This is a genomic window from Exiguobacterium sp. SH3S3, from assembly GCF_004337115.1.
Taxonomy (GTDB): domain Bacteria; phylum Bacillota; class Bacilli; order Exiguobacteriales; family Exiguobacteriaceae; genus Exiguobacterium; species Exiguobacterium aurantiacum_A.
In genome coordinates, this window is sequence record NZ_SJUU01000010.1 from 26760 (window position 1) to 53281 (window position 26522).

At 54.2% G+C, this 26522-nt stretch carries 22 protein-coding genes and 1 other annotated feature; of the genes, 5 read left to right on the top strand and 17 right to left on the bottom strand.

Annotation, left to right across the window (positions count from 1 at the left end; genetic code table 11):
* Positions 1-72: 72 nt before the first annotated feature.
* The 6 genes from EVJ28_RS10270 to EVJ28_RS10295 all read right to left on the bottom strand — a co-directional run bounded on the left by EVJ28_RS10270 (position 73) and on the right by EVJ28_RS10295 (position 6115).
* Positions 73-546, bottom strand: a complete 474-nt coding sequence (locus tag EVJ28_RS10270) for a prepilin-type N-terminal cleavage/methylation domain-containing protein (RefSeq protein WP_131488841.1) — start codon at positions 544-546, stop codon at positions 73-75.
* A gap of 140 nt (positions 547-686) precedes the next feature.
* Complete coding sequence (locus tag EVJ28_RS10275) at positions 687-1904, bottom strand: type II secretion system F family protein (protein ID WP_070327704.1); 1218 nt, start codon at positions 1902-1904, stop codon at positions 687-689.
* A 4-nt stretch (positions 1905-1908) separates the two neighbouring features.
* The gene (locus tag EVJ28_RS10280) at positions 1909-2946 is read right to left on the bottom strand and encodes a type IV pilus twitching motility protein PilT (protein ID WP_083273986.1); all 1038 of its coding nucleotides are present in this window, start codon (positions 2944-2946) and stop codon (positions 1909-1911) included.
* Positions 2947-2950: 4 nt separating this feature from the next.
* Positions 2951-4609 (bottom strand): GspE/PulE family protein, encoded by a 1659-nt coding sequence (locus EVJ28_RS10285; RefSeq protein ID WP_131488843.1) that lies wholly within the window; start codon positions 4607-4609, stop codon positions 2951-2953.
* A 1-nt stretch (position 4610) separates the two neighbouring features.
* Complete coding sequence (locus EVJ28_RS10290) at positions 4611-4892, bottom strand: hypothetical protein (protein ID WP_070327705.1); 282 nt, start codon at positions 4890-4892, stop codon at positions 4611-4613.
* Entirely contained in the window at positions 4889-6115 is a 1227-nt protein-coding gene (locus EVJ28_RS10295) for a G5 domain-containing protein (protein WP_236634129.1), read from the bottom strand. The genes EVJ28_RS10290 and EVJ28_RS10295 overlap by 4 nt, the downstream gene beginning before the upstream one ends.
* Positions 6116-6270: 155 nt before the next feature.
* Between EVJ28_RS10295 and EVJ28_RS10300 the strand changes: the two genes are divergently transcribed.
* From EVJ28_RS10300 to EVJ28_RS10310, 3 genes are read left to right on the top strand one after another with little or no spacing between them, the layout of a single operon-like run.
* Positions 6271-6726 (top strand): prepilin-type N-terminal cleavage/methylation domain-containing protein, encoded by a 456-nt coding sequence (locus tag EVJ28_RS10300; protein ID WP_131488845.1) that lies wholly within the window; start codon positions 6271-6273, stop codon positions 6724-6726.
* The gene (locus EVJ28_RS10305; protein ID WP_236634130.1) at positions 6668-7231 is read left to right on the top strand and encodes a PilW family protein; all 564 of its coding nucleotides are present in this window, start codon (positions 6668-6670) and stop codon (positions 7229-7231) included. Before EVJ28_RS10300 ends, EVJ28_RS10305 begins: the two co-directional genes overlap by 59 nt.
* A gap of 17 nt (positions 7232-7248) precedes the next feature.
* Entirely contained in the window at positions 7249-8910 is a 1662-nt protein-coding gene (locus EVJ28_RS10310) for a hypothetical protein (protein ID WP_131488847.1), read from the top strand.
* A 46-nt stretch (positions 8911-8956) separates the two neighbouring features.
* Here the strand turns inward: EVJ28_RS10310 and EVJ28_RS10315 are convergent, their stop codons facing one another.
* Positions 8957-10525, bottom strand: coding sequence for a hypothetical protein (locus EVJ28_RS10315; protein WP_131488849.1), 1569 nt, complete (start codon positions 10523-10525; stop codon positions 8957-8959).
* A 44-nt stretch (positions 10526-10569) separates the two neighbouring features.
* The gene (locus tag EVJ28_RS10320) at positions 10570-11814 is read right to left on the bottom strand and encodes a bifunctional folylpolyglutamate synthase/dihydrofolate synthase (RefSeq protein ID WP_131488851.1); all 1245 of its coding nucleotides are present in this window, start codon (positions 11812-11814) and stop codon (positions 10570-10572) included.
* A gap of 114 nt (positions 11815-11928) precedes the next feature.
* Between EVJ28_RS10320 and EVJ28_RS10325 the strand changes: the two genes are divergently transcribed.
* Both EVJ28_RS10325 and EVJ28_RS14120 read left to right on the top strand, forming a co-directional pair.
* A complete protein-coding gene (locus EVJ28_RS10325) occupies positions 11929-13371 on the top strand; it encodes a protein adenylyltransferase SelO (RefSeq protein WP_131488853.1) in 1443 nt (480 codons plus the stop codon).
* 268 nt (positions 13372-13639) lie between these two features.
* The gene (locus EVJ28_RS14120; RefSeq protein WP_161566974.1) at positions 13640-13816 is read left to right on the top strand and encodes a hypothetical protein; all 177 of its coding nucleotides are present in this window, start codon (positions 13640-13642) and stop codon (positions 13814-13816) included.
* Positions 13817-13909: 93 nt separating this feature from the next.
* On the opposite strand, the gene EVJ28_RS10330 is transcribed toward EVJ28_RS14120, so the two are convergent.
* From EVJ28_RS10330 to lon, 9 genes are all read right to left on the bottom strand, one after another.
* Positions 13910-16561 carry a valine--tRNA ligase gene (locus EVJ28_RS10330; RefSeq protein WP_131488855.1) on the bottom strand — a complete coding sequence of 884 codons (2652 nt, stop codon included), beginning with the start codon at positions 16559-16561 and terminating at the stop codon, positions 13910-13912.
* A gap of 55 nt (positions 16562-16616) precedes the next feature.
* Positions 16617-16837 (bottom strand) — a binding site (T-box leader).
* Positions 16838-16884: 47 nt separating this feature from the next.
* Positions 16885-18189 (bottom strand): glutamate-1-semialdehyde 2,1-aminomutase, encoded by a 1305-nt coding sequence (gene hemL, locus EVJ28_RS10335; RefSeq protein ID WP_070327715.1) that lies wholly within the window; start codon positions 18187-18189, stop codon positions 16885-16887.
* Positions 18186-19166 carry a porphobilinogen synthase gene (hemB, locus tag EVJ28_RS10340; protein WP_131440973.1) on the bottom strand — a complete coding sequence of 327 codons (981 nt, stop codon included), beginning with the start codon at positions 19164-19166 and terminating at the stop codon, positions 18186-18188. Before hemB ends, hemL begins: the two co-directional genes overlap by 4 nt.
* On the bottom strand, positions 19163-19828 hold the full coding sequence (locus tag EVJ28_RS10345; protein ID WP_131469250.1) for a uroporphyrinogen-III synthase: 666 nt from the start codon (positions 19826-19828) through the stop codon (positions 19163-19165). The genes hemB and EVJ28_RS10345 overlap by 4 nt, the downstream gene beginning before the upstream one ends.
* On the bottom strand, positions 19821-20738 hold the full coding sequence (hemC, locus tag EVJ28_RS10350; protein ID WP_131440976.1) for a hydroxymethylbilane synthase: 918 nt from the start codon (positions 20736-20738) through the stop codon (positions 19821-19823). The genes EVJ28_RS10345 and hemC overlap by 8 nt, the downstream gene beginning before the upstream one ends.
* Before the next feature lie 58 nt (positions 20739-20796).
* Positions 20797-22140, bottom strand: coding sequence for a glutamyl-tRNA reductase (hemA, locus tag EVJ28_RS10355; RefSeq protein ID WP_131469252.1), 1344 nt, complete (start codon positions 22138-22140; stop codon positions 20797-20799).
* A gap of 182 nt (positions 22141-22322) precedes the next feature.
* Complete coding sequence (locus tag EVJ28_RS10360; RefSeq protein WP_236634131.1) at positions 22323-23495, bottom strand: AI-2E family transporter; 1173 nt, start codon at positions 23493-23495, stop codon at positions 22323-22325.
* 95 nt (positions 23496-23590) lie between these two features.
* Positions 23591-24187: a ribosome biogenesis GTP-binding protein YihA/YsxC gene (gene yihA / locus EVJ28_RS10365; RefSeq protein ID WP_071399358.1), complete on the bottom strand. Its 597-nt coding sequence runs from the start codon at positions 24185-24187 to the stop codon at positions 23591-23593.
* The gene (gene lon / locus EVJ28_RS10370) at positions 24184-26487 is read right to left on the bottom strand and encodes an endopeptidase La (RefSeq protein WP_131457400.1); all 2304 of its coding nucleotides are present in this window, start codon (positions 26485-26487) and stop codon (positions 24184-24186) included. Before lon ends, yihA begins: the two co-directional genes overlap by 4 nt.
* Between the last annotated feature and the right edge of the window lie 35 nt (positions 26488-26522).

Consider the following 26522-nt stretch of genomic DNA (forward strand, 5'->3'; position numbering starts at 1 on the left):
CTTGTAAGTATATGCCAAAAATAGAAAACCGGCTAGGCTGAGCGAGAGCCCAGCGCCAGCCGGAGGATGATATTAATTGATATTCTCTTTTACGATTTCTTCCTCGGTTACCACTGTTTCAGTTCCTTTTTTAAATTCTTTTTTTCCTTTTAAAGCAACTTTATAAGTATACTTACCAGCAGATTCAGATATTGTTACATTGGCCAATGAATAGTTAGTACCAAAAGGATCTTGAAGCTTATTAACGTATTTTGTGCCGTCAATATTCCCAGTAGTAATTGGCAAAACAAATTCCATTGTCTGCGTAGCTCCAGAAGCTAAAGGGCTTGAAGCTGTATGAATTTTTGCCGCACTCACCATCTGCTTCGCATCAGCAACCATCGCATCCTTCTTCGAGTTCTCGATAATCCCACCGATCGCGACAACGGCGATGGCTGCGATAATCCCTAAAATAACGACGACGACGAGTAACTCGACGAGTGTGAGCCCGCGCTCATCTTTTAATTGTTTCGCATCTTGCCAAATCAAATTCATTTTTTCTAACATGACTGATTCTCCCCTTTTGTGTGTTTTGCTGTATTTTGTGCTGGATTCATTACCGTAGTACTAAAACAAGTAGTACAATTTTACTATACATTCAAAATATGGAGTTGAAAAGTAGTTTATATGCATAAACTAAGAATTTTCTACTGATTTTGGATGTCGCCATAAATTTGGAACATCGGGACGACGATGGCGATGACGATGACCCCGACAATACTGGCCAACACGACGATCAACAGCGGCTCGATGATCGACTTCAACCGGTCTGTCGTCGTCTCGACCTCGGTCTCATAAAACTCGGCGACTTCGTTCAACATCGAATCTAAATCGCCGCTCTCCTCGCCGACGGCAATCATTTGTGTCATGAGCGGCGGGAAGTTCGGGTTCCGTTCGAGCGGTTCATGGAGCGGGATCCCTTGCGCCATCATATTGCGCGCCTGCCCGAGCCCTTTACGGATGACCCGGTTCGAGACGATCTTCTCCGTGATCTCGATCGCTGACAAGATCGGCACGGCCGCTTGTAACAAGACGGCCAAACTTCGCGTCAAGAGCGCGATCTGGGACTTTAGGACAATCGGTCCGAAAATCGGCATCTTCAGCAACAACCCGTCGATCAAGAACCGTTCTTTGTCGCGCTTCAACATCCACGAGAACAGGAGGACGCCGAGCAAGGCGCCACCGAACAGCAACCACCAATAGGCGGCGACGAAGTCTGAGACGGCGACGACGATCCGGGTGATGAGCGGGAGCTCACCACCGAGCTGTCCGAAAATACTCGCGAACGTCGGCACGACGTTCACCATCAGGAAAGCGACGACGCCGATTGCGACAATTGAGACGACGAGCGGATACGTGAGCGCCGAGATGACTTTACGTTTAATATCGTACTGTTTCTGAAGCTGCAGCCCGATTTGGTCGAGCGCTTCTTCTAAGTTACCGCTCGCCTCACCCGCGAGCGCCATCGAGCTAAAGAAGTTCGAGAACACGCGCGGATGTTTTTTGATTGCTTCCGAGAAGGCGATCCCTTCTCGAAGGTCGTCCTCGACTTGGCTGAGCGTCTTCTTCAACAGCTTCGACTCCGTCTGGACGCGCAAAATCGACGTCGCCCGGACGATCGGGACGCCGGCCCGGATGAGCGTGGCGAACTGACGGACGTACATGATCAAATGTTCGATCTTGACGCGTTCCGGCAATAAGTTGACTTCCGTGTTCAGTCCGGTCGACTCGAGTTCGGACAAGTCAGTGACGAGAATCGACTCTTGCCGAAGTTTATCTTTAGCTTCCCGGAGCGACACGGCGGTGATCCGCCCTTTCTTGCGCTTCCCGTTCAGCAGTTTTCCTTCGTATTGAAAGATGGCCATAGTCTCACCTCATTTCTTCGCTTGGCACGGCGCTTGGATTGATGACCCCTTGACGGATCAGCTGTTCGATCGACATTTCCATCGATTGCATCCCGTTCTGCCGGTTCGTCTGGATGACGGTCGGGAGCTGAAACTCCTTCTCGTTCCGGATCAAGTTGGCGACGGCAGCATTGCCGATCATGATCTCCATCGCCGCGACCCGACCCTTCGGCACGTCGACACGCGGGAACAGGCGTTGACTGACGACCCCAAGCAACACGTTGGCGAGTTGGGTCCGGATTTGGTCTTGTTGTTCGGCCGGGAAGGCGTCGATGATCCGGCTGACGGTCGACATCGCACTCGACGTATGGAGTGTCGCCATGACAAGGTGACCGGTCTCAGCGGCGGTCATCGCCGTCGAGATCGTCTCTAAGTCGCGCATCTCCCCGAGCAAGATGACGTCCGGGTCTTGGCGGAGCGCCGCCCGCAGGCCGCTCACGAACTTCATGACGTCCGAGCCGATCTCCCGCTGGTCGACGATGCTCTGATCGTGCGTATGTAAATATTCGATCGGGTCTTCGAGCGTGATGATGCGCTTTCGCTGCGTCCGGTTGATCTCATGGATCATCGCCGCGAGCGTCGTCGATTTCCCCGACCCCGTCGGTCCGGTCACAAGGATCAACCCGTGTGGTTTCTCGATGAGCCGCTTGAGCACCGGCGGTAAATTGAGCTCGTTCAACGTCGGGATTTCCCCGGAAATGGAACGAAACGCGATGGCGATCGTGCCACGTTGATAGTAGGCGTTGACGCGGAAGCGCGACACGCGGGGCACTCCGAACGAGAAGTCGAGGTCGCGTTGGATCTCGAGGCGGCCTCGCATCTCGTCGGTCATGATTTCCTGCAAGTATCCTTCGATGTGGACGGGAAGCACTTTCTCCTCGCCCATCGTGATCAGACTGCCGTCAATCCGGAAAATCGGTGGCGAACCCGCGGTCAGATGAATGTCTGAGGCACGTTGTTCGACCGCTTTCGTTAAAATCGCTTCGATTGATTGATGGATCATAGGTTCACTCCGTTATGACTGTTCTCAGTATTTCCTCGGTCGTCGTCAAACCTTGCGCGACTTTCTCGAGACCGTCGGCGAGCAAGAACCGGGCCCCGGCTCGTTTCGCTTGCTCGACCATCTCGGCCTCGGTCGCTTGGTTCATGATCAAACGACGCAACTCTTCATCAATCGGCACGACTTCATGGATGGCGAGTCGCCCACGATAGCCTGTAAAGTTACACGACGCGCACCCGTTTCCGCGAATGACGCGCGTGATCGCCACACGTTCGGCATCGAACAGTTCTTGCTCCCGTTTCGAGACCGGTTGCTCATGACCACAGTCGCGACAGACGCGGCGGACGAGGCGCTGGGCGACGAGGCCGGACGTTGAAGCCGCGACGAGGAACGGTTCGACCCCCATATCGACGAGGCGGGTGATCGAGCTGATCGCCGAGTTCGTATGGAGCGTCGATAAGACCAAATGTCCGGTGAGTGAGGCCCGAATCGCAATCTCGGCCGTCTCGGTGTCCCGGATCTCCCCGACCATGACGATGTTCGGGTCTTGGCGGAGGATCGAGCGGAGACCGGATGCGAACGTGAGGCCCACTTTTGCATTGACTTGGACTTGGTTGATGCCGTCAAGTTGATACTCGACCGGATCTTCGACCGTGATGATGTTCTTCGACTCGTCATTCAGTTCTTTGAGCGATGCGTACAGTGTCGACGATTTACCCGAACCGGTCGGCCCTGTGATCAAAATAATGCCGTTCGGCCGCTTCAACATGTCGCGATACAACATCTCGTTATGGTCGCCGAACCCGAGTTTCGTCAAGTCGGTCAACCCTTGTGAGGAATCGAGCACCCGGATGACGATCTTTTCGCCGTACATCGTCGGGAGCGTCGAGACGCGGAAATCGTACGGGCGGTCGCGCAGCGTATACTTGATCCGTCCATCTTGGGGCAGCCGGCTTTCCGTGATGTCTAGGTTACTCATCACTTTAAGTCGCGTCAGCATGACGCTTTGAATTTTCTTTGGATAGATTGCTTCCGTGCGCAAGTCGCCGTCGACGCGGAAGCGGACGTGCAGTTGCTTCTCATGCGGATCGAAATGGATATCCGACGCCCGTTGATCGATCGCGCTCAAAAACAGCTGGTTGACGAGCCGAATGACCGGGGCATCGTCGCGCGATGCCGTGTCTTGCCGCTCGAATTCCGGCGCCTCATCTTTTAAAATCTCGATGAGCGAGGCGTCCATTTCGTAATACCGGCTGATCGTCTTCCGAATTTGTTCCCGCGTCGCAATGCCAACTTCGATATTCATCCCGGTCTGTAACCGGACGTCATCGATCGCAATCAAATCAAGGGGATCCGCCGTCGCAACGAATAGCGTGTTCCCCTGTAATTCAATCGGCATGATGTCGTGCTTTTGGGCAATCGCTTTTGGCACGAGTTTTGTGACGGTGACGTTAATGTCTTGCGAATATAGTGCGATGATTGGCACGTCTAGTTGTTCATGAAGCACTTGAATCAATTGTGTCTCGGTCAAATAGTGCAACCGCATGAGTGCATCGCCGAGTTTTTCGCCTCGCCGTTTTTGGGCGAGCGCCTCGTCGAGTTGCTCGTTCGTAATCAATCCAGCCTCGATCAACATCTCGCCCAATCGTTTTTTCGTTCGTCTCACCTTACTTCACCATCCTCTGAGGTACCTCCTGCTCGACGTCTCGCTGTTCAATGAAGACGCTCAACGCTGCGCCGCCCGCTAAACCGATGACGATGAGGAGCCAAGCCCACCACGTCCGTTCAAGCGATTCCGCATACAGCATATACATACCGAGCGATAACACGGCCACAAGTACCGACACGACGAGTTTCGTCTCGCGCTTCCGTACGTATGGGATCGACAAGGCAAACAGGGTCAACGTGGCCAGCACCCAAAAGGCGAGCAGTATTACATATCCGATCATCCGACTGCCTCCTCGCTAGACGCCGGGACATCCTCGTCCACCGGCGGTTGCTCTTCAAATTCATTCAATCCGTCGTCTTCTATATCGTCATTAAACGGATTGTCGTCCAGTGTTTCGTCCGGGAACGTCGGAATGACCGGTTCAACCGGTTCTGGCGGCGGTAGCGGGACCGAACTTTTCGTCACGATCTCCGGTACCGGCTCATAGAAGTCAAAGCCCAACAGTTCACGCGTCTCGCCTGCCTCGGTGACACGGATGCGATACAACTTCCCTGACTCTCCAGTTTGACCGGATTGCGTCACTGACGAACTTCCGGCCGGGAGTGATGGGGAGAAGCGGATCACGTTCTGGTATGGCACGATTGCGACTTCTTCGACCCGCGATTCATACGCGCCGACGAACGCTTTCCCAAGCAGTTGCACCGTCATCACGTTCCCTTCATCTAGGACGATGATGGCGTAAGACGATTGTTCCGTGTTTTGGACGGCGAAGTTCGAGCCGGCATCGATTTTGACGTCGTAGCCGAGCTCGATGCCGCTCGGAAGCACTTCATGCGGGACGCGCTCGAGCACTTTGAACGGAGTCGCCGCAAACAATTTATAGAGAGACGAACCGAGCGGCGTGAGTGCTTCAAAATCTTCCCCGAACGACTTCAAGCTGAACATGTCGCCTGCATCCATTTCAAATCCGTTCATCCGTTCTAACGCCGAGCGCATTGCCGGCGTCGGACTAATCGTCATCGACGCGACGACTTCGTTCTCCGCCGCGACCATCTCAAGGGCGACGTTCGAATCGAACTTAGACGCCGAGGCGACGAGCGGTGGTGTCACCATCGTCATCGTGACGGGTTGGTTCTCTAAGTACGGAGCCATCCGCTCTTCATCGACTGATGTGATGAGCGGATAGTCCCCTGGTCCCGATACCGCTTTGAGCGTGTCGTCGATGTTGAATGATACGACGTCTTTCCCGACCTCGAGCGCCGTCCCGTCGACGAGCGTGACCGTGAACGGTGCGTTCGCGAAGTCTTTGACGGCATTATCGAGACGGACGACCGCCTCTTCTTTTGTCATCCCCGATATGTCGATCCCGGCGACACGTGTGTCTTTATATGTAGCACTCGTCTTCGCTGACGCGTCGAGATAGTTGACGAGCCCGATTGTCGGTAACGACACGAGCAACACAAGACATGTCAGGATGAAAAAGTGCATCCCATAATGCTTCATTCCGATTCCCCCTATGTAAAATGAGACTTCCGATTTACTATCCGTTTGTCCTCTAACTTTAGTATAATATGCATTGGATAGAAATTAACATTTTTTTAGGTAATCATACGCTTTTTTCCTAGTATTTTATTATATTTGAAAAGGAGGTCAATGCGTTGGCCCGTTCTGAAAAAGGTTTTACGCTCGTCGAAGTACTCGTGTCGATGGTTGTCGTGTCAATCTTAGCGCTCGCCATGATGAACATCTTCACCCAAAGTTTACGCGTCACCTCGTCCGACTTGGACCGCACCGTGGCCAATCAAGTTGCTCAAAACACGCTGAACACGCTCAAACGTCGAGCGGCCGAGACGCGAGAACCAATCGAAGTTTCTAAGTTGAAGGTAAATCTGTCCAATCAATGTGACTTGTGCGCCGTCTCGATCAACGGTCGTGACTTTGAAGTGACGATCACGTCTCCTGGGAACGAGCCTGTCGCCGACCTCGTCAATGTGGAGATCACGGTCGCGTCCGAGACGCTGTTGCAGCCGATCAATTTGAAAGGAGTGGTGACAAATGCGACGCTTCAAGACAAGTTCCCTGAAACCGATGTTCCGGAAAATCCGGGACCGTGAAGACGGCGTCACGCTCGTCGAGCTGCTCCTCGCACTCGTCATCTCCGCCATCTTTGCCGGGATCGTCATCAGCGTCTTTTTATCGGGCACGCTCGGATTTCGCCTGACGAACGACACAAGCTCGCTCCGTAGCGAAGCCGACTACATCGTCACGAGCGTCTTACGCGACATTAACCAGACCGAGTTCGACGCGCTGACTGTAAATGGTGATACCTATTCGTTCCATCGCCTGTACGCCCCGCGCATCTCGACGGAAGGGATTCTTTACCGTCAAGGCGATTACGAGGCGGACGCGGTCCTCCTGTTGCAACCGTCTGACTTTACGTCTACCAATCCGGATATCGTCCTGCAAGCTATCGATATCGACATTCAAAATGAAGTAGCCGATCCGAGAAGCGGGCGCGAATCGTATATCACGGCTGGTTTGATTGAAGTCAAAGTGACGCTCGCACCGCGCGAAGATGCCACGCTCGCCAAGACGTTCACGAGTACCATTCCATTTTGAAAAGTGAGGGACCGCTTATGAAGCAAGATGAACGAGGCTACGTCCTCATCCTCGTCCTCGTGACGATGGCCGCGCTCGCCGTCCTGTCGCTCGCGGCCATTCAAGTGAACTTGGCCACGAACAAGCAGACGAACATCCGTGTCGACGAGACGCAGCTCGAGACCGACGTCAAAGGCGTGCTCGACGTGCTCGTCGCTGATTTGCGCACCGAGTTCCCGCTGCACGGCGAAGATGAGGTAAAAAACTATATGGAGAATCAACAACTGTTCCAGGCAAAAGTCGAGACCGTGCTAAAAAATAACATCGCTTACACGGGCACCCGCCAATCGGGCGACAACGACATCCGCTACTCGATCACACGCTCCACGTCCGACGAAACGAACGCACCGTTCACGACCGTGCTGACGCTTTCGGCGACCGGGACGACGAAAGCGAAGCCGGAACAACCGATGCAGACGAGCACGTATAGCCAAGAAGTGTACTTGACGGCGCTGCCGTCGTTCCTTTATTACGTCCTCGGTTCGGACGACAAATTGACGGTCAACGGTCCTCCTAAAATCGAGGGCGACTTGTTTGCCGGAACAAAGCTCGCTTTAAACCGCGACGCAACGTATCAACTTGAGAATAAAATTGATACGTTGAAGAACAGTGACACGAGTCGGTTTTATCTCGACGGCCGCATCGACCTCGGCAACGCGTCGACGTGCGGCGGTTGCGATGCGCCGAACTATTTCACGAACTCGATCACCCCAGGCGTGAATCACCGTCCTGAGATCGGTCCCGTCGAAAGTAGTTTCTCCCGGTTCAACCTAGACTACTCGGTCATTCAATTCGCCAACCGGTATCGGAACGGGGCCTCGAAACTTCCGTATACGGACCCGCCGCAGCAAACGCTGTTTCAAAGTGCGGCCGTCCCTACATCGACATTCGCGCCGTTCCTCAAACAGACGTATGTCGTTGAAGGTAATCCGAAACCGCTTGAGCGCTGGACCGAGTTTATCGATTCCAGTAAGCTCAACGCGATTCAGACGTTGCAAGTCGTCAATCTCCCGGTCGGTGTGAACGGACCGATGGTAGTAACTAAATCGATTGCGAGCAGCAACGTCCCGCTCCTCTTGAACGGGGACGTGACAATCGATGCTTTGGACACGATCACAATCAGCCGTCCACTCATCATCAATGGCAACTTGACGATTCGCGGCAAAGTCGCCTTCAACACGACCGTCTATGCGTTAGGTGATGCGTTCATCGACCGGGCCGATCTATTACCGGTCGCAACTGGCGCCAATGACAGTTCGCTCGTCCTGTTGGCAGAAGGTAAGATCTTGTTGAACCGAATCAACGAATTCCAAGACAGCTCATCGACGCTTCAGGCGTTCATGTACAGCGCCTCGACAGAACCGACTCGATTGTACTCCGTCGGCTCGATCGTCAACCTGAAAGGCGGTCTATACAGCAAAGGACCGCTCGAAGTGAACACGTTCCGCGGATCGTTCAAATCATTACCGCAACAGGCAAATAAACAAGCGTACTTCGCTCCGGGTAACGTCGACGCCTCTCCGGACGTCAACAAATCGCGGCTCGTCATGGAATACAATGAAGGCGTGTTCCGTCAAATCGATACGTTACCTGTCACGAATCAGCTCCAGTTGTTTGTCGGCCAACAAGTGAGACGATAAAAAAGAAGCTGCTCAACGTTGAGCAGCTTCTTTTCGTGCTTACAGATTAGTAGAAATCGCCGGAAGGATCTTTGATGCCAGGGTTCGGATCAGTGCCTGCTTTGACGCGGACGTAGAACGTTTGACTGATCACGTCCGGTCCGTCCCCGTTCGAGAATGAGGCGCTGACGTCTTGCGTGACGAGACCAACCTTGGCGATACCTGGTTTGATGAGTTGCAATACGCCGTCTTCCGCTTTGAGCACATCGGCCCCTTCTAGGACGGTCAATCCGTAGCCCGTGACGTTTGCCGTCTCAGGCCAGAACTTGACCGGGTAGCTGTAAGGGCTATCTGACATATAGAGGACGACGTTCGGTGTGGAGACACGCTGCGGATATTCTTTTACATTGATAAGCGAAGTTTTCGTCTGGCCTAAGTAATCTTTTAACTTGGCGGCGATCGCTACGTTACCGTTACTTCCGTGCTCGGCTTGAACCGTCGCTGTCGTATTTTGGCTCGACGCGATGCTTAACGCTGTAGCATCGACGGACCAGACGACATCGAGCGGATTATTAAGTGCTTGCTTATTCTCCACTAATTGTTCCAATGTCAATAAAGCCTGTTGTTTCACCAACGTTCCTGCTTCATTTTTGTATACCCAGAGTTCTTGATCATTTGTAGTTAATGATAAATCGGGTAGTTTTACGACTACCTTCATATCATTCGATTTAACTTTTTGCCCGTTCGCGTATTCATAGACGGCCTTCACATTCGCTTCACCCACATCCAACGCTTTTAGCGTAACGCTTTGATTCGTTGAATTCGTCTGACTTACAAAACTAGCTTTATCAATTTCCCAAGTAAGTTTCGCATTTGGTGGGATCGCCGCATTTACAGTCGACAACTTAGCTTCTATCGTTTTTGAATTTCCTAAATACATCGTCGTTCCAGTCGGAACATTGATGTTCAGTTCTTCAACCATCACTGTCGTTTTTGTAAAGCCGCTGCCTTCGTCAGTGAATGAGCGATCGTGTTTTTGTGCGCCGTTCCCATTTCCTGAATGGTCAGCCTCCAACGAATAAGCGTATCGTCCGTTAGTAAAGGTATAACTACCTTTCTTATCTGCAATCAATTTGACTGTGATAAAGTCAGAAAACGCTGCATTCTTATATTCGTTACAAGATGTGAGGGCAGAATTTTTTTTACCGCATATAATATTAATCGTTCCCGTCAAAAGACGCGTTCCAGAATCGAACTTCAAATTATGAACATTGGAAGGTGGGACAACTACAGTCAATCCTTCCGGAATTGTTTCTTCAACCTTGACTGCCCACTCCACATATTTGTAGGAATTGATGTTCGGACCGCTTTCAAAATCAAGAATGTTATTCAGTGACAAGTCATACGTCAAATCAAAACTGTCCCCTATGAGCACAGCTTCCGGCGTGACAGTCCGAATCGTCTCATCCTCAATCTTTGTCTGGAAAACAGTGCCTTGATTGTTGCCGTTACTGCCACCATTGCCTTTCCCGTTTCCTCTGCCGTTATTCGCAAACGTCGACGTATACGCGAACAACAACAATACCACCCCAATCAATATGAGGAACCCGTACTTGGATCTTAGCTGCTTCTTCATCGTTGTGCCTCCAGTAGGTTTGTCATCACACTTCTTCAGTTAATTCATACCCCTTTTTCTTCCTCTTCACAAGCAGTTTTTTTCAAACTTTGGAAATAGGTTCTGACTTCACTGATAAAGTAGAGTGACCCGGTGACGACGAGCGTCGATGATACCGGTGCCTCGAGCCAATCCGCCAACCAGTCTTGCCACTCGACGTAACGGGCCCCGTCTTCGATTAGGCTATCTTTCGTCCGTGATCGCGGGAAGTCGAACGTCGTCTCATACACGGTCGCGACATCTTCTAACGATTTGATTATCGCTTCACGGTCCTTGTCGGTAAGAGTCGCGGCAAGTACGGTCACGTCGACTTCAAGCCTCAACTGCTCGACCAAGGCAGCAATCCCTTCCGCGTTATGCGCTCCGTCTAAGATGATACGCGGCTCTTTTGAAATGAGCTCATAGCGCCCCGGATGTTGTGCCGTCTCAAGCCCTATCAATATCGCCTCGGTCTTCCACCCGAGATGGCGGGCGACGGCGACGGCGCACGCTCCGTTGTAGGCTTGATGATGACCCGTCAAGCCGAGCGTCACAGCAGGCAGTCCTTCATACGTAACGACCGTGTCCACTCCATCCTCGATCGACTCGATGAGCGGCGTGACCGCATGCACCGGTGCCTCCATCGTCCGCCCTTGTTGTTCGAGCAACGTGATCAACTGCGCATCGTCCAAACTATGGAACATCGGGACACCTCGTTTCATGATGCCGAACTTCTCCATGGCGATCTCTGCGAGCGTATCGCCGAGTATGCCTTGGTGGTCGTGCCCGATCGACGTCACGATCGTCGCGAGCGGTCGCTTCAACACGTTCGTCGAATCGAGCCGGCCCCCGAGACCGACTTCCCAAATGACGAGGTCCGGTTGCTGTTCATGGAAGTACAACCACGCCATGACCGTCAGCAGTTCAAACTCGGTCAACGTCTCTGGCGACTCATCGGCACGGTCACGGACACGGTTCGCGATACGGACGAGATCAACCTCGTGAATCGGTTCGCCGTTCAACATGATCCGCTCCTCGAACTGGATGATGTACGGCGAGATGAACGTCCCGACGTTCAACCCTTCAGCGATCGCCATCGCCCGCAAAAACGCGACGGTCGATCCCTTCCCGTTCGTCCCGGCCACGTGAATCGACGGCAACTCCTCGATTTGTAGCGCGTTTAGCATCCACTCGACTCGATTCAATCCAGGCTTGATCCCGAACCGCAGTTGTCCGTTCAGCCATTCAAATACGTCTTGTCTTGTCTCCATCTTTAACCCACCCCTGTTCTAACACTTCCTTCCCATCTTACCAAAATTCACGAAGGCCTACGCAGAGAATCGGCTGTGCTATACTCGAAGCGAACAGAGATAGGAGGAATTCAGATGAAAGACACAGGTTGGAACTTTGAAGCGACATACGTCGAACTTCGTGACATGTTTTACGACCGTGGGCCGATCAACCCGGTCGACAAACCAGAACTCGTCTTATTGAATGAACCCCTCGCCGAGACACTCAGACTCGATATTGATGCATTGAAAGAAGACGTGGCACTCCTGTCCGGTAATCGGCAGACCGACACGTCGTTCTCGCAAGCATACGCCGGGCATCAGTTCGGCAACTTCACGATGCTCGGTGACGGACGGGCCCTCGTCTTAGGCGAACACGTCACAGCGAACGGTAAACGGGTCGATGTGCAGTTGAAAGGCTCAGGACCGACCGAATACTCGCGCGGTGGTGACGGCCGGGCCGCCATCGGGCCGATGGTACGCGAATATTTGATTAGTGAAGCGATGCACGCGCTCGGTATCCCGACGAACCGGGCACTTGCCGTCGTCAAGACTGGTGAGCCGGTCATGCGTCAAGGGCCGAAGCACGGTGCCGTCCTGACCCGCGTCGCCTCGAGCCATATCCGCGTCGGCACGTTCCAATATGCGGCCGCGGCCGGGTCGATCGATGACGTCACCGCCCTCGCCGACTATGCGATCCGTCGTCACGACTCGGACCTTGAAGGTCGTCCCGACCGCTACGAGACGTTCCTCGGACGCGTCATCGAACGTCAGGCGAAACTGATCGCCGACTGGCAACTCGTCGGCTTCATCCACGGTGTCATGAACACGGATAACACGTTCATCAGCGGCGAAGGGCTCGACTACGGTCCGTGCGCCTTTATGGACTCGTACCATCCGCACACCGTCTTCAGCTCGATCGACCGCGAGGGACGTTACGCCTACGCGAATCAGCCGTATATCGGGTCGTGGAACTTGGCACGGCTTGCCGAGACACTGTTGCCGCTGCTCGCCGACACGCAGGAAGCTGCCGTCGATATCGCCAACAAGCTGTTGAACGATTATACGGAGATTTATAAACAAGCGTACTTCACCGGCCTCGCCCATAAGATCGGTCTCTACGTCCGAAAAGACGAGGACGACGCGCTGACGGACGAACTGCTCCGACTTATGATGGAGACCGAGGCCGACTTCACGAACACGTTCCGCGTGCTCACGCTAGGAGAAACGGAGTCACTTCCGTTCGCGTCGCGTGACGATGGGAAGGCCTGGCTTTCGGCATGGCGCAAACGTCTCGCTGAACAAGCTCTTCCGGACGAAGATGTGACGCGACTTATGCGCCAACACAATCCGGCCGTCATCCCGCGCAACCATCACGTCGAATCAGCGATCACGGCAGCCGAACGAGGTGACTTCGGTCCGTCAAACGCCTTGCTTGACGTGTTGCGTCAGCCGTATGACTACGAAGCCGATTACGGGCGTTACGTCTCGCCGGGACCAGAGCGGACGTATCCGTATCAGACGTTTTGTGGCACGTGATCCATTCCGCTTTCGCGGGATGGATTTTTTTAGGAACCTTCTAGCGTTTGGGTGCGTACTATAGACAAACGACACTCTGGAGGTTTACTATGCGACTACTTGCTTCACTCATTTCTCTCGGTTTCGCTTGTCTGATTTCTCTAGAACTGTGGCAAGGTCCGTTTTATAGTGGCTGGATTTGGTCTATGCCCGCCTTTTTCTTAGTCGTCTCGTTTTTCCAGTTCATGAAACATTTGAATGAGCTTGAATGGAGTGGTGAGAACGACACATGAAACTCGTTTATTTCACGATGATGCTTCTTGCCGGATTCCTATATGCCGTGTATCTCGTCCATTTGCATCGAGTCGGGCTGACTGATTCGCTCTACATGCACTTCCTGTGGATCACGGGAATCGGACTTTATGTTTTATGGCTACGTCGAAGAACCCCCAAACGTCGTTCGTGACGTCGGTGGTTCTTCTCGTTTAGATGCCAAAATTCTCCCAAACCACAAAAAAACCTTCCTCGGAGAACAAATTCTCCAAAGAAGGTTGATGTCTTACTTGCGTAACTCTTCAAGACGCGCGCGCACGGCGTCACGCTTGTCGAGGTAGTCTTTCTCTTTCGCTTTCTCTTCGTCGATGACGTGAGCCGGTGCTTTGCCGGTGAAACCTGGGTTACCGAGTTTCTTCTGCACGCGTTCGACTTCTTTCTCGTACTTCGTCACTTCTTTTTCAAGACGGGCGATCTCTTCTTCGAAGTTGATGAGGTCGGCGAGCGGGATGAATAGTTCCGCGCCCGTCATGATCGCTGACATCGATTTGTCAGGCGCCGTCAAGCCACGACCGATTTCGAGCTCGGTCGCGTTCGTGAACTTGCCGATCGTCGCTTCGTTCTCGCTCAAGTAGCCTTGTGTCGTGTCGTCACTCGTCGCGATGAACAATTGGATTGGTTTCGACATCGGTGCGTTCACTTCCGAACGGATGTTACGAACCGAACGGATGACGTTCATGACCGCTTCGAACGCCGGTACCGACTCCGCATAGTGGAGGTCGTCACGACGCGTCGGATAGCTCGCACGGACGATCGAGTCGCCTTCGTGCGGCAAGTGCTGCCAAATTTCCTCTGTCAAGAACGGCATGAACGGATGCATGAGACGCATGATCGAATCGAGCGTATGCGCGAGCACCGAACGTGTCGTCGCTTTCGCCGCTTCGTCCTCACCGTAGAGCGTGAGTTTCGCCATCTCGATGTACCAGTTACAGAACTCTTCCCAGATGAAGTTGTACAAGTAACGACCAGCTTCACCGAACTCGTACTTGTCGACGAGGCGCGTCACTTGGTCGACCGTATCGTTCAAGCGCGTGAGGATCCACTTGTCGGCGAGCGTCTTCTCACCTGAGAGGTCGATGTCTTCAAACTTCATCCCATCCATGTTCATGAGGGCGAAGCGGCTCGCGTTCCAAATCTTGTTCGCGAAGTTCCATGTCGATTCGATCTTCTCCCAGTAGAAGCGCAGGTCGTTCCCTGGTGTCGAGCCCGTGAGCAGGAACCAGCGGAGCGAATCGGCACCGTACTGGTCGATGACTTCCATCGGGTCGACGCCGTTACCGAGCGATTTCGACATCTTACGGCCTTCAGAGTCACGGATCAGACCGTGGATGAGCACGTCGTTGAACGGCTGCTTGCCCGTGAATTCGAGCGATTGGAAGATCATCCGCGATACCCAGAAGAAGATGATGTCGTAACCCGTGACGAGCGCGCTCGTCGGGAAGTAGCGTTTGAAGTCTGCTGAATCCGTGTCCGGCCAGCCCATCGTCGAGAACGGCCAGAGCGCTGACGAGAACCACGTGTCGAGCACGTCTTCGTCTTGATGCCAGTTCTCGCTGTCAGCCGGCGCTTCTTTGCCTACATACACTTCGCCTGTCTCGTTATGGTACCAAGCCGGGATGCGGTGGCCCCACCAAAGTTGACGGCTGATGCACCAGTCGCGGATGTTTTCCATCCAGCGGAGGTACGTGCCTTCGAACCGCTCTGGGACGAAGTTGACTTTCGTCTCGTCGTTGCCTTGCGCTGCGAGCGCCGCTTTCGCGAGTGGCTCCATATCGACGAACCATTGCTTCGACAAGTAAGGCTCGATGACCGCGCCTGAACGTTCCGAGTGACCGACCGAGTGCGTGTGCGGCTCGATTTTGACGAGCGTGCCGTCTGCTTCTAAGTCTTTGACGAGCTGCTTGCGGCAGTCGAAGCGGTCGAGCCCTTCGTACTTGCCCGCGTTCTCGTTCATCGTCCCCGACTCGTCCATGACGAGGATACGTGGAAGCTCGTGACGGTTCCCGATCTCAAAGTCGTTCGGGTCGTGCGCCGGCGTGATCTTCACGCAACCGGTACCGAACTCGACGTCGACGTAATCGTCCGCGACGATCGGGATCTCACGGTTCATGACCGGGAGCATGATCGTCTTACCGACGAGGTGCGCGTAGCGCTCGTCTTTCGGGTTGACGGCGACGGCCGTATCACCGAGCATCGTCTCTGGGCGTGTTGTCGCGATCTCGATGTGGCCTGAGCCGTCAGCGAGCGGATATTTCATATGATAGAACGCGCCTTCGACTTCCTGATAGATGACTTCGATGTCGGAGACGGCCGTCTTTTGTGCCGGGTCCCAGTTGACGATATATTCGCCGCGGTAGATCAAGCCTTTTTCATACAAGCGGACGAAGACTTCCTGGACCGCTTTTGACAGTCCCGCGTCGAGTGTGAACCGTTCACGCGAGTAGTCGAGGCCGAGGCCGAGTTTTGACCACTGGGCCCGGATTGTGTCGGCGTACTCGTCTTTCCATTCCCACGTCTTCTCGAGGAACTTCTCGCGTCCGAGGTCGTAACGCATGATGCCGTCCTCACGGAGCTTCTGTTCAACTTTTGCCTGTGTCGCGATACCGGCGTGGTCCATCCCTGGGAGCCAGAGGACGTCATAGCCTTGCATCCGCTTCAAGCGCGTGAGTAGATCTTGGAGCGTCGTATCCCACGCGTGTCCGAGGTGAAGTTTCCCTGTGACGTTCGGTGGCGGGATGACGATCGTGTAAGGCTGTTTCGAGTCGTCCTCGTCTGCCTTGAACACGTTGTTCTCCATCCAATAGTCGTACCATTTCGCTTCCGTCGCACTCGGGTCGTACTTCGTCGGCATGCTGATTTCGTTTGTTTCGTTGGTCATTGTGCCAATCCTCCTCTATCTGTCTACACAAAAAACGGCTACTCTCGTCCTTAACGCTAAGGACGAAAGAAGCCGTATCTTCCGCGGTACCACCTTAGTTCGCCAACACGTGGCGCCCTCAAAATCGAATAACGGTCGATGGACCGGACCTTCCTACTTGATTCACAAGGTCAGCTCCGAGGCGACTTCCGCACACTTCCCTCGCGACCTTGCACCAAGCGGCCGCGTCTCTAGAAAGGAGTGTTGTTGCGTACTATTCCTCATCATAGCTTTTAAACGTATCTGTTAAACAATTGTAGCGATTGAAGACGTTTCAGTCAAGATTACAGTGAAAACTCTTGTTGCAGCTCTTTGAACGTCGCATCGACCGCGGCGAGCGTCGCGTCGATATCCTCGTCCGTATGCACAGTCGACAAGAACAAACCTTCAAACTGTGACGGTGGCAAGAACACGCCACGCGCCGCCATCTTCTGATAGTACGAGCGGAACATGTCGAGGTTCGACGTTTTCGCCTTCTCGAAGTTCGTCACTTTCTCGTTCGTGAAGAAGAAGCCGAACATCGAGCCGGCCCGGTTCGTGTCGTGCGGGATGTTATATTTCTCGGCCGCTGCCGTGAAGCCAGCCGCGAGACGGTCGGCTTTGCGCTCGAACTCCTCGTAGTGCTCAGGCTTGAGTTGCGACAGCGTCGTGTAGCCGGCGATCATCGCGAGCGGGTTGCCTGAAAGCGTCCCTGCTTGGTAGATCGGCCCTTGCGGTGCGATGTGTTCCATAATCTCCCGTTTGCCGCCGTATGCGCCGACCGGAAGGCCACCGCCGATGACTTTGCCGAGGCACGTAAGATCAGGCGTCACGCCGAAGTAACCTTGGGCGCAATTGTAACCGACGCGGAAGCCGGTCATGACCTCGTCAAAGATGAGGAGCGCACCGTTTTGTTCCGTGATCTCACGCAGTCCTTCGAGGAATCCTGGCTGCGGCGGGACGAAGCCCATGTTGCCGGCAGCCGGCTCGACGATGACGCCGGCGATGTCGTCGCCGTGCTTCTCGAACGCGATGCGAAGCGCGTCGAGGTCGTTGTATGGGACGGTGAGCGTGTGGCTCGCCAAGTCTTTCGGGACGCCCGGTGAGTCCGGGAGACCGAGTGTCGCGACACCTGATCCGGCCTTGATGAGGAGCGAGTCCCCGTGGCCGTGGTAGCAGCCTTCAAACTTCAAGATCTTCGTCTTGCCTGTATAGCCGCGTGCGAGGCGGAGAGCCGCCATCGTCGCTTCCGTACCGGAGTTGACCATGCGGACCATCTCGATCGATGGGACGCGGTCGATGACGAGCTCGGCCATCTTCGTCTCGAGCTCCGTCGGTGTCCCGAACGTCCAGCCTTTTTCAGCCTGATCTTGGATCGCTTTCATGACGACCGGGTCGCGGTGACCGAGAATGAGTGGTCCCCATGAGAGGACGTAGTCGATGTACTCGTTGCCGTCGATGTCGTAGACGCGTGAACCTTCACCGCGTTCGGCGAAGATCGGCGTCATCCCGACCGATTTATAGGCACGGACCGGGCTGTTGACCCCGCCCGGCATGAGTGGGAGTGCTTGTTTGAACGCTGCTTCTGAGCGAGTTTGCTTGTATGTCATGCGAATTCTCCTTCCAAATAGCGACAGACGTCTTTTGCGAAATACGTGACGATCAAATCGGCACCGGCCCGTTTGAAACCGACCATCGTCTCCATGACGATACGTTGTTCATCGATCCAGTCGTTCATCGACGCCGCTTTAATCATCGCATACTCCCCGCTCACGTTATACGCCACGATCGGCATATCGAGCGAGTCGCGCATGTCGCGGATGATGTCCATGAACGCGAGCGCCGGTTTGACGATCATGAAGTCGGCACCTTGCTCGACGTCCGACTGTGATTCCCGGAACGCCTCGCGGCGGTTGGCCGGGTCCATCTGATAGCCTTTGCGGTCGCCTTCACCAGGCGCCGACTGCGCCGCGTCACGGAACGGTCCGTAGTACGCCGATGCGTATTTGACGCCGTAGCTCATGATCGGGATGTGGCTGTAACCGTTTTGGTCGAGCCCTTCGCGGATGGCGGCGACAAAGCCGTCCATCATCGAGCTCGGCGCGATGATGTCTGCGCCCGCTTGCGCTTGCGTGATCGCCGTCTGGACGTGAAGCGGTAGTGACGCGTCGTTATCGACGTCACCGTTCTTCACGATGCCACAGTGGCCCGTCGACGTATATTCACAGAGGCACGTGTCGGCGATGACCGTGAGCTGTGGTGCCCACTCTTTCACTTTGCGGATCGCTTCTTGGACGATGCCGTGATCGTGGTACGCTTCCGTGCCTTCCGGGTCTTTATGCTCTGGTACGCCGAACAAGAGGACGGACTCGAGCCCGAGGTCGACGAGCTCACGGATCTCGTCTTCGAGACGGTCGAGCGAGAAGTTGAAGACGCCAGGCATCGAGCTGACTTCGCGTTTAATATTTGTCCCTTCGACGACGAAGAGCGGATAAATTAAATCTTCTTTCCGAACATGGTTTTCACGTACGAGTGCACGCATCGACTTCGACGAGCGCAGACGACGGTGACGGTCGAATTGGTTCATGAAAAATCTCCCCCTACACACTGTATTAATGCATCCATAGTATAACACTCAGGCACTCGGACCGGTAACGTCGAAACTTCTCGGACGGCCTGCTCGGTCACTTCGCCGATGGCGTACCACGTCCCGTGGAACCGCTCGAGGTAAGGCGTGAGCGCGTGGACGGCGGACGGACTGAGCACGAGCAGCGCCTCGACGTGTTCGAGCGCGGCCGCTTGATCGGCCGTGAGTGCTTTCTCGACCGTCTCATAGACGACCCAGTCGTACACATGCGGCAATTGTCGCATATGCTCGGTATTCGCCAAATCTCCACGGGCGAACAAGACGACATCGTCCTCACCAACGACGTTCGCCAACTCGCGGAACAACGCCTCGCCTGTATACGTCTCCGGCATGAGCGAAACGGTGAATCCTTCTGCCTCGAGCGCGTCCCGGGTCTTCTCGCCGACGGCGGCGACACGGACGTCACGCGACACGGCATAGAGCGCCGGGACGGCCGTTTGACTCGTGACGACGAGCCAGTCGAACTGAACCGTAGGCATCGGATGCCCGGTCAAGCGTGTCTCGATCATCGGGACGTGATGAACGGAAAGACCGCTCGCGTCGAGCAAGGCCCGTTGCGAAGCGGTCAGTCGTTTTGTCCCTGTGTACCAGACGTCACACATTGACCGAGGCGAGGATCTCGCGTCCGCCGCGTCCGAGCAAGTCGTCAGCGACGTCTTGACCGAGCGCGACTTCGTCCGTTGACGTTTTCGTCACACGGAGCACGTCTTTGCCGTCGACCGAGGCGATCAAGCCGGTGAGCGTGACCGTGTCCCCGTCGACCGTCGCGTAACCGCCAACCGGTACGTGGCAGCTGCCTTCGATCGCCTTCAAGAACGTCCGCTCCGCTGTGGCAGCTTTCGCCGTCACGTCATCGTGAAGGAGCTGTAAAATCTGCGTCACTTCGGCGTCGTCTTTCCGGCTCTCGATCGCGAGTACACCTTGTCCGACGGCCGGTACCATCATGTCGGCGTCGAGCGCTTCGAACTTGACGCGGTCGGTCCAACCCATACGTTCAAGTCCCGCTTTCGCGAGCAAGATGGCGTTGAAGTTCTCGGTATCGAGTTTTTTCAAGCGCGTATCGATGTTGCCACGAATCCATTGGATCTCGAAGTCCGGACGGGCCGCGAGCATCTGTGCACCACGACGGAGCGAGCTCGTCCCGATGACCGCGCCTTGCGGCAACGTCTCGAGCGTATAGCCGTTCTCGCAAATCAAGACGTCACGCGCGTCGACACGTTTTGGCATACAGCTGATAAAGAGGTCTTCCGGCAGTTCGGCCGGCACGTCTTTCATGCTGTGGACGGCGAAATCGATGTCACCGGCGAGCATCTGCTGTTGGATTTCTTTGACGAACAAGCCTTTCCCACCGACTTTCGACAGTTGGACGTCGACGATTTGGTCACCTTTCGTCACGATTTCTTTGATCTCGAACTCGTTCTGGGCCCCGGCTTGCTTCAATTGTTCGATGACCCATTTCGTCTGTGTCATCGCGAGTTGCGAGCGGCGTGAGCCGACGATAATTTTACGCATAATGTTTAGTCCCCTTCATAGAAAAAGGCGACGAGATCCGCCGCCTTTTTGGTTTGTATTAGCGCATCAATGCGCGAAGTGGTGCTTTAGCCGCCATCGCTTCTAGCTCTTCCGGTTCTGTATCCGCAGCCGGAACGTCGACGTCTAGGGCGAACGCTTCGACGAACTGGGCGATGCGCGTGTTCGCGTCCGGTTGAGCGGCCGCGTCTTTAATGTAGTCGATCGGTTCACGAAGCATCTGATTGATGATCGACTTCATGTGCTTGCCGATGACTTTCTTGTCCCGGTCCGACAGATGGTCGAGCTTGCGCTCAAGACTTTCCATCGTCTCTTCTTGGACGGTGAGCGCACGTGAGCGCAACTCGTTCATGATCGGCACGACACCGAGCGTGACGAGCCATGCTTGGAACTCTTGGATCGCCTCATCAATCTTCACTTCAATCTTTTCTGCCTCGACGAGACGGGCTGCCAAGTTTTTATTGACGATCCCGTTCAAGTCATCGACATCAAACAAATGGACGCCCGGAAGCGACCGGACCGCTGGATCGATATCTCGCGGCACGGCAATGTCAATGAGAAGAAGTGGTCGTTCCCGACGTAGCAATTGCGCTGCGGCAACGTCATCATACGCGATAACGGCTTCTTTGGCGCCGGTCGAGCTGATCAAAATATCGGCATCGAGCAGTCCACAGGCAATCTCGCGGATCGAGTGGGCCCGGCCTTTGAACTTGGCAGCGACCGCTTTCGCTTTACTTTCAGTCCGGTTGAAGACGGCAATTTGTTTGGCGCCGGCTTCGAACAAGTTGAGCGTTGTCAGCTCACCCGTCTCACCTGCACCGACGACGACGACTTGTTTGTCATCGAGGCGCGTGTACATCTCTTGCGCGAGCGCGACCGCAGCCGAGCTGACCGATACCGACATTTCCCCAATTTGCGTGTCAGTATGGGCCCGTTTGGCGAGCGTCACGGCTTCTTTGAACAATTTATTAAACACCGTCCCCGTCGTCCCGTTCTCTTGGGCGCGGAAGAAGCTTGACTTGACTTGTCCTAAAATCTGCGTTTCCCCGATGATCATCGAGTCGAGACCCGACGTGACACGGAACAAGTGACGAATCGCTTCCTCGCCTTCACGGATCGACAAGTATGGTGTGAACTGATCCATCTCTAAATCAAACCAGTTCGCTAAAAAACGTTTTGTATAATAACGACCCGTATGGAGCTGGTCTGTGACGACGTATAGCTCGGTACGGTTACAGGTCGACAAAATAACCGATTCAAAAATGCTTTTCTCTTCGCGGAGCGCAATCATCGCGTCCACGATTTCTTGCTCCCCAAACGAGAACTGCTCCCGAATCGCGACAGGGGCTGTCTTGTTATTTAGTCCAACGACGACAATATGCATGTACCTCTTCCCCTCATCTAAAATCACAGTGGCGGTTGTCTTTTTTTACGTCTCTATCGTACATTATAACAATTTTTATTTAGGAACTATAATCTTCTGTTCGATTTTCGTGAAATAATTTAAGAACTTTTTGTGACGAAAAAAAGTAGAAACGGTCAAATTGGCCATTTCTACTTGTTTCGTCATTTTAGTGACGATGAATCTGTGATAATCGTACTTTCCGGCTTGTCTTCTTCTTCCGACTCGAGGTAATGTTGTCGCTCCTTCAATTTATAGATGCGGACGATGTTTTTGACGACGACTTTCGCCACCGCATACGTCGGAACCGCGATCAACATCCCGATGATCCCAGCCAAGTTACCGGCCACGAGCAAGACGATGATGATCGTGAGCGGATGCACTTTGAGCGTCTTCCCTTGAATGAGCGGCGAGATGACGTTCGCCTCGATCTGTTGGACGATGATGATGACAAGGATGACCCAGAGCACTTTGATCGGATCTTGGATGAAGGCGACGACGACGGCCGGTGCCGCCCCGAGGAACGGTCCGACGTACGGGATGATGTTCGTCACCATCATGAAGAGTGCGAGCAAGATGGCGTAGTCGACACCGACGATCCAAAGACCGATGAGCGACGTGATCCCAACGAAGAACGCGACGATCAGTTGGGCGTGCACGTAGTTTTTAACGGTCGTATGCATGTCATTCAAAATTTTACGTGTCTCTTTCTCATAGCTCGACGGGAGCAGCTTGACGATCGAGTCCGGCAAATGCTTTCCGTCAAGCAGCATATAGAGCAACATGAATGGAATGACGACGATCGTGATGACAGCTGATGTAATGAATCCGATGACTTGGCCGAATGAAGAAGCGATATTGCCAAAAATATCACCGAGGTATGTGGTGACATTGTTGGTCAAATCGGTGAACATGTCATCGTTCTCCGCCATGAAGCGCGACAGGAACTCGTTTTGCATGAGCGAGTCACGCACTGAGAACGCTTGTTGCTGCAACTCTTTGGCGATGCTCGGCATCGCGTTGACGAGATCGGTCACTTGTTCGACGAGCACGGGCCCGAGAATACTGAAAACGAGCGTGATGATCAGGATAAGCGATGTTAGCGTGATTGCGACTGACATGCCACGTTTCCCGGACCGTCGTTCTAAATAATCGACGACTCCAACGAGAAAATAAAAGAAAAGTCCTGAAATAATAAGCGGTACCGTGACGAGCGCCAATATGACTTGGATCGGTTCGAACACGAATGAGATCTCTGTCCCGACCAAGATCACTAAGAAAATCGTCAACGTCCAAAATAAGAAGCGATACCATTTGCTTTCAAACATTTTCTGCATCTTTCCACCTCGTTCATTAATGTATTGCTATACAGTATGACAATTATACGATACTTGCCCGTTCACGTAACCCTAAAAACAAAAAGACGAGGGGGTTATCCCTCGTCGTCCGTCAACAAATCGTAGATGGCTTTCCACGCTTCGTCTTTTCCTTCCGCCGTTTCGGCCGAGAAAGAGACGAATCGGTCAGTCGATTCGAATTGAAGCTTCCGTTTCACAGCCGCCTCATGTTTTTGGCGCTGCGCTTTCTTGATTTTATCGAGTTTCGTCGCGACGACGATAACCGGAATCTCATAATGTTTCAAGAAATTGTACATCGTCACGTCATCACCCGACGGCTCGTGTCGGATATCGACCAAGAGGACGACACCTTTGAGTGCGCTTTGCGACGTCAAGTATTGCTCCATCATGACGCCCCACTTCTCACGCTCGGTCTTCGAAACTTTGGCATACCCGTAGCCCGGGACGTCGACGAACATGATCTCGTCATTGATGTTGAAGAAGTTCAGCGTCTGCGTCTTCCCCGGTTTTGATGATGTCCGGGCGAGTGCTTTACGCTGACAGATCTTGTTGATGAATGACGATTTTCCGACGTTCGAACGGCCGGCGAGTGCGACTTCTGGCAACTCGTGGACCGGATAGTGGTCCGGTGCCACGGCACTCGTAATAAATTCTGCTTTATTGATTTTCATTGTTTTCCTCCAAATGCTACTTCTAATACTTGATCGAGCATCGTGACCGGGACGAACGTCAGTTTTTCACGGACGGTGTCTTGAATGTCATCGATGTCACGTTCATTGTCTTTCGGGATGATGATGGTCGTGAGTCCGGCCCGATGTGCGGCGAGCGCTTTTTCTTTCAAGCCGCCGATCGGCAGGACACGGCCGCGGAGCGTGATCTCTCCGGTCATCCCGATATCACGCCGAACTTTCTTCCCGGTCAAGGCCGAGATGAGCGCCGTCGCGATCGTGATCCCGGCGGATGGCCCGTCTTTCGGGACGGCACCTTCCGGGACGTGGATGTGCACGTCTTGCCGCTCGTAGAACGTCGGGTCGATCCCGAACCGTTCCGCGTTCGAGCGGACGTAACTGTACGCCGTCTGTGCCGACTCCTGCATGACGTCGCCGAGTTTCCCCGTCAACTGCAGCTTGCCTTTGCCCGGTGCGAGCGCGACTTCGATCGTGAGCGTATCGCCACCGAACGCCGTGTAGGCGAGGCCCGTGACCGCTCCGATCGAGTCTTCCGTCTCGCCTTTACCGTAACGATACTTCGGTTTCCCGAGGTAGTCGCTTAAGCCTTTAAGTGACACGGTGACACGTTTCTTCTCGCCGATCGCAATCTGTTTCGCCGCTTTCCGGCAAAGCGATCCGATGACGCGCTCAAGGTTGCGGACGCCCGCCTCGCGTGTATAGCGGCGGACGACTTCATAGAGCGCGTCTTCTTTAATCGTGAGCTGGCTCTTTTTCAAGCCGTGTTCTTTATATTGTTTCGGAATCAAGTGGCGTTTCGCGATCTCTACTTTTTCGAGCTCCGTGTAGCCGCCGATTTGAATGAGTTCCATCCGGTCGAGGAGCGGGGCCGGAATTTGCGAGACGTCGTTCGCCGTCGCGATGAACAGCACGTTCGACAAGTCGAACGGCTCCTCGATGTAATGGTCCGAGAACGAGACGTTCTGTTCCGGGTCGAGCACTTCGAGCATGGCCGAAGCCGGGTCACCCCGGAAGTCCGACGCCATCTTGTCGATCTCATCGAGCAAGAACACCGGGTTCTTACTTTCAGCTTGCTTCAAGCCACGGATGATCCGGCCTGGCATCGCGCCGATATACGTCCGGCGGTGACCGCGAATCTCGGCCTCGTCACGCACCCCGCCGAGCGAAACGCGGACGAAGTTACGTTCGAGCGCCGAAGCGATCGAGCGGGCGAGCGACGTCTTCCCGACCCCGGGAGGTCCGGAGAGACAAAGGATCGGTCCACGCAGCGAGTTCGTCAATTGACGGACCGCCAAGTATTCGAGGATTCGCTCTTTGACCGACTCGAGCCCGTAATGGTCGTCGTCGAGGACGCCGGCCGCATGTTTGACGTCCAATTTATCTTCGGTCTCAATTCCCCACGGCAGTGAGACGATCCAATCGAGGTAGTTGCGAATGACGGCGTACTCAGGTGACGTCGCCGGGACGACATTCAACCGCTCCGCTTCCCGCATGACGTTCTTCCGTGTCGTTTCCGGCAAGTCGAGCGCCTCGAGCTTCTCGAGGAGACGGTTCGGTTCCGACTCTTGCGACTGGTCCCCGAGTTCTTGTTGAATCGTCTTCATCTGTTCACGTAAGTAGTACTCTTTTTGCGCTTGTTCAATCGTCTTCTTCGTCCGTTCACGCAGTTCTTGTTCGAGCTCGATGATCTCGACTTCGTGCGTCATGATCTCGAGCAGTTCGAGCCCGCGTTTGACCGCGTCTGGTTCTTCAAGCATCGCTTGGCGAATGTCGACATCGACATCGAGTTTCGATGAGATGTAGTCAGTGAGCGATTCGAGCCGCTCATACATCTCAAACCGACGACGCTCGTCCGGTGACAAGCCTTTGATCGTCCCGACGAGTTTGCCGAACTGTTCTTTCAAGAGCCGCACGAGTGCCGTCCGCTCGACTTCTTCCCCTTCAACGAGTTCGAGCGAGTCGACGTCAGCAAACCAGCCGTCTTTCGTCGCTTCGACGGCGTTGATTTTGACGCGTTCTTTCCCGACGAGGCGGACCCGTACCGTATCGTTCGACAGTTCGCTCATCTTGGCGATGTGGACCCGCGTCCCGATCGCGTAAAGGTCTTCCGGTTCAGGTGATTCTTTGCCTGTCTCTTTTTGTGTGACGACAATCAAGTCTGTCTCGTGTTCCTTTGCGGCAAGGAGTGCTCGTAATGAGAGCGGTCGCCCGACGTCGATCGTCACCCCGATCAGCGGATAAACGACAACTCCACGCAAAGGAAGAATTGGTAATTGTTCCATTACAACGCCTCCTGTGCAAAAAGGCCCAAAACTCG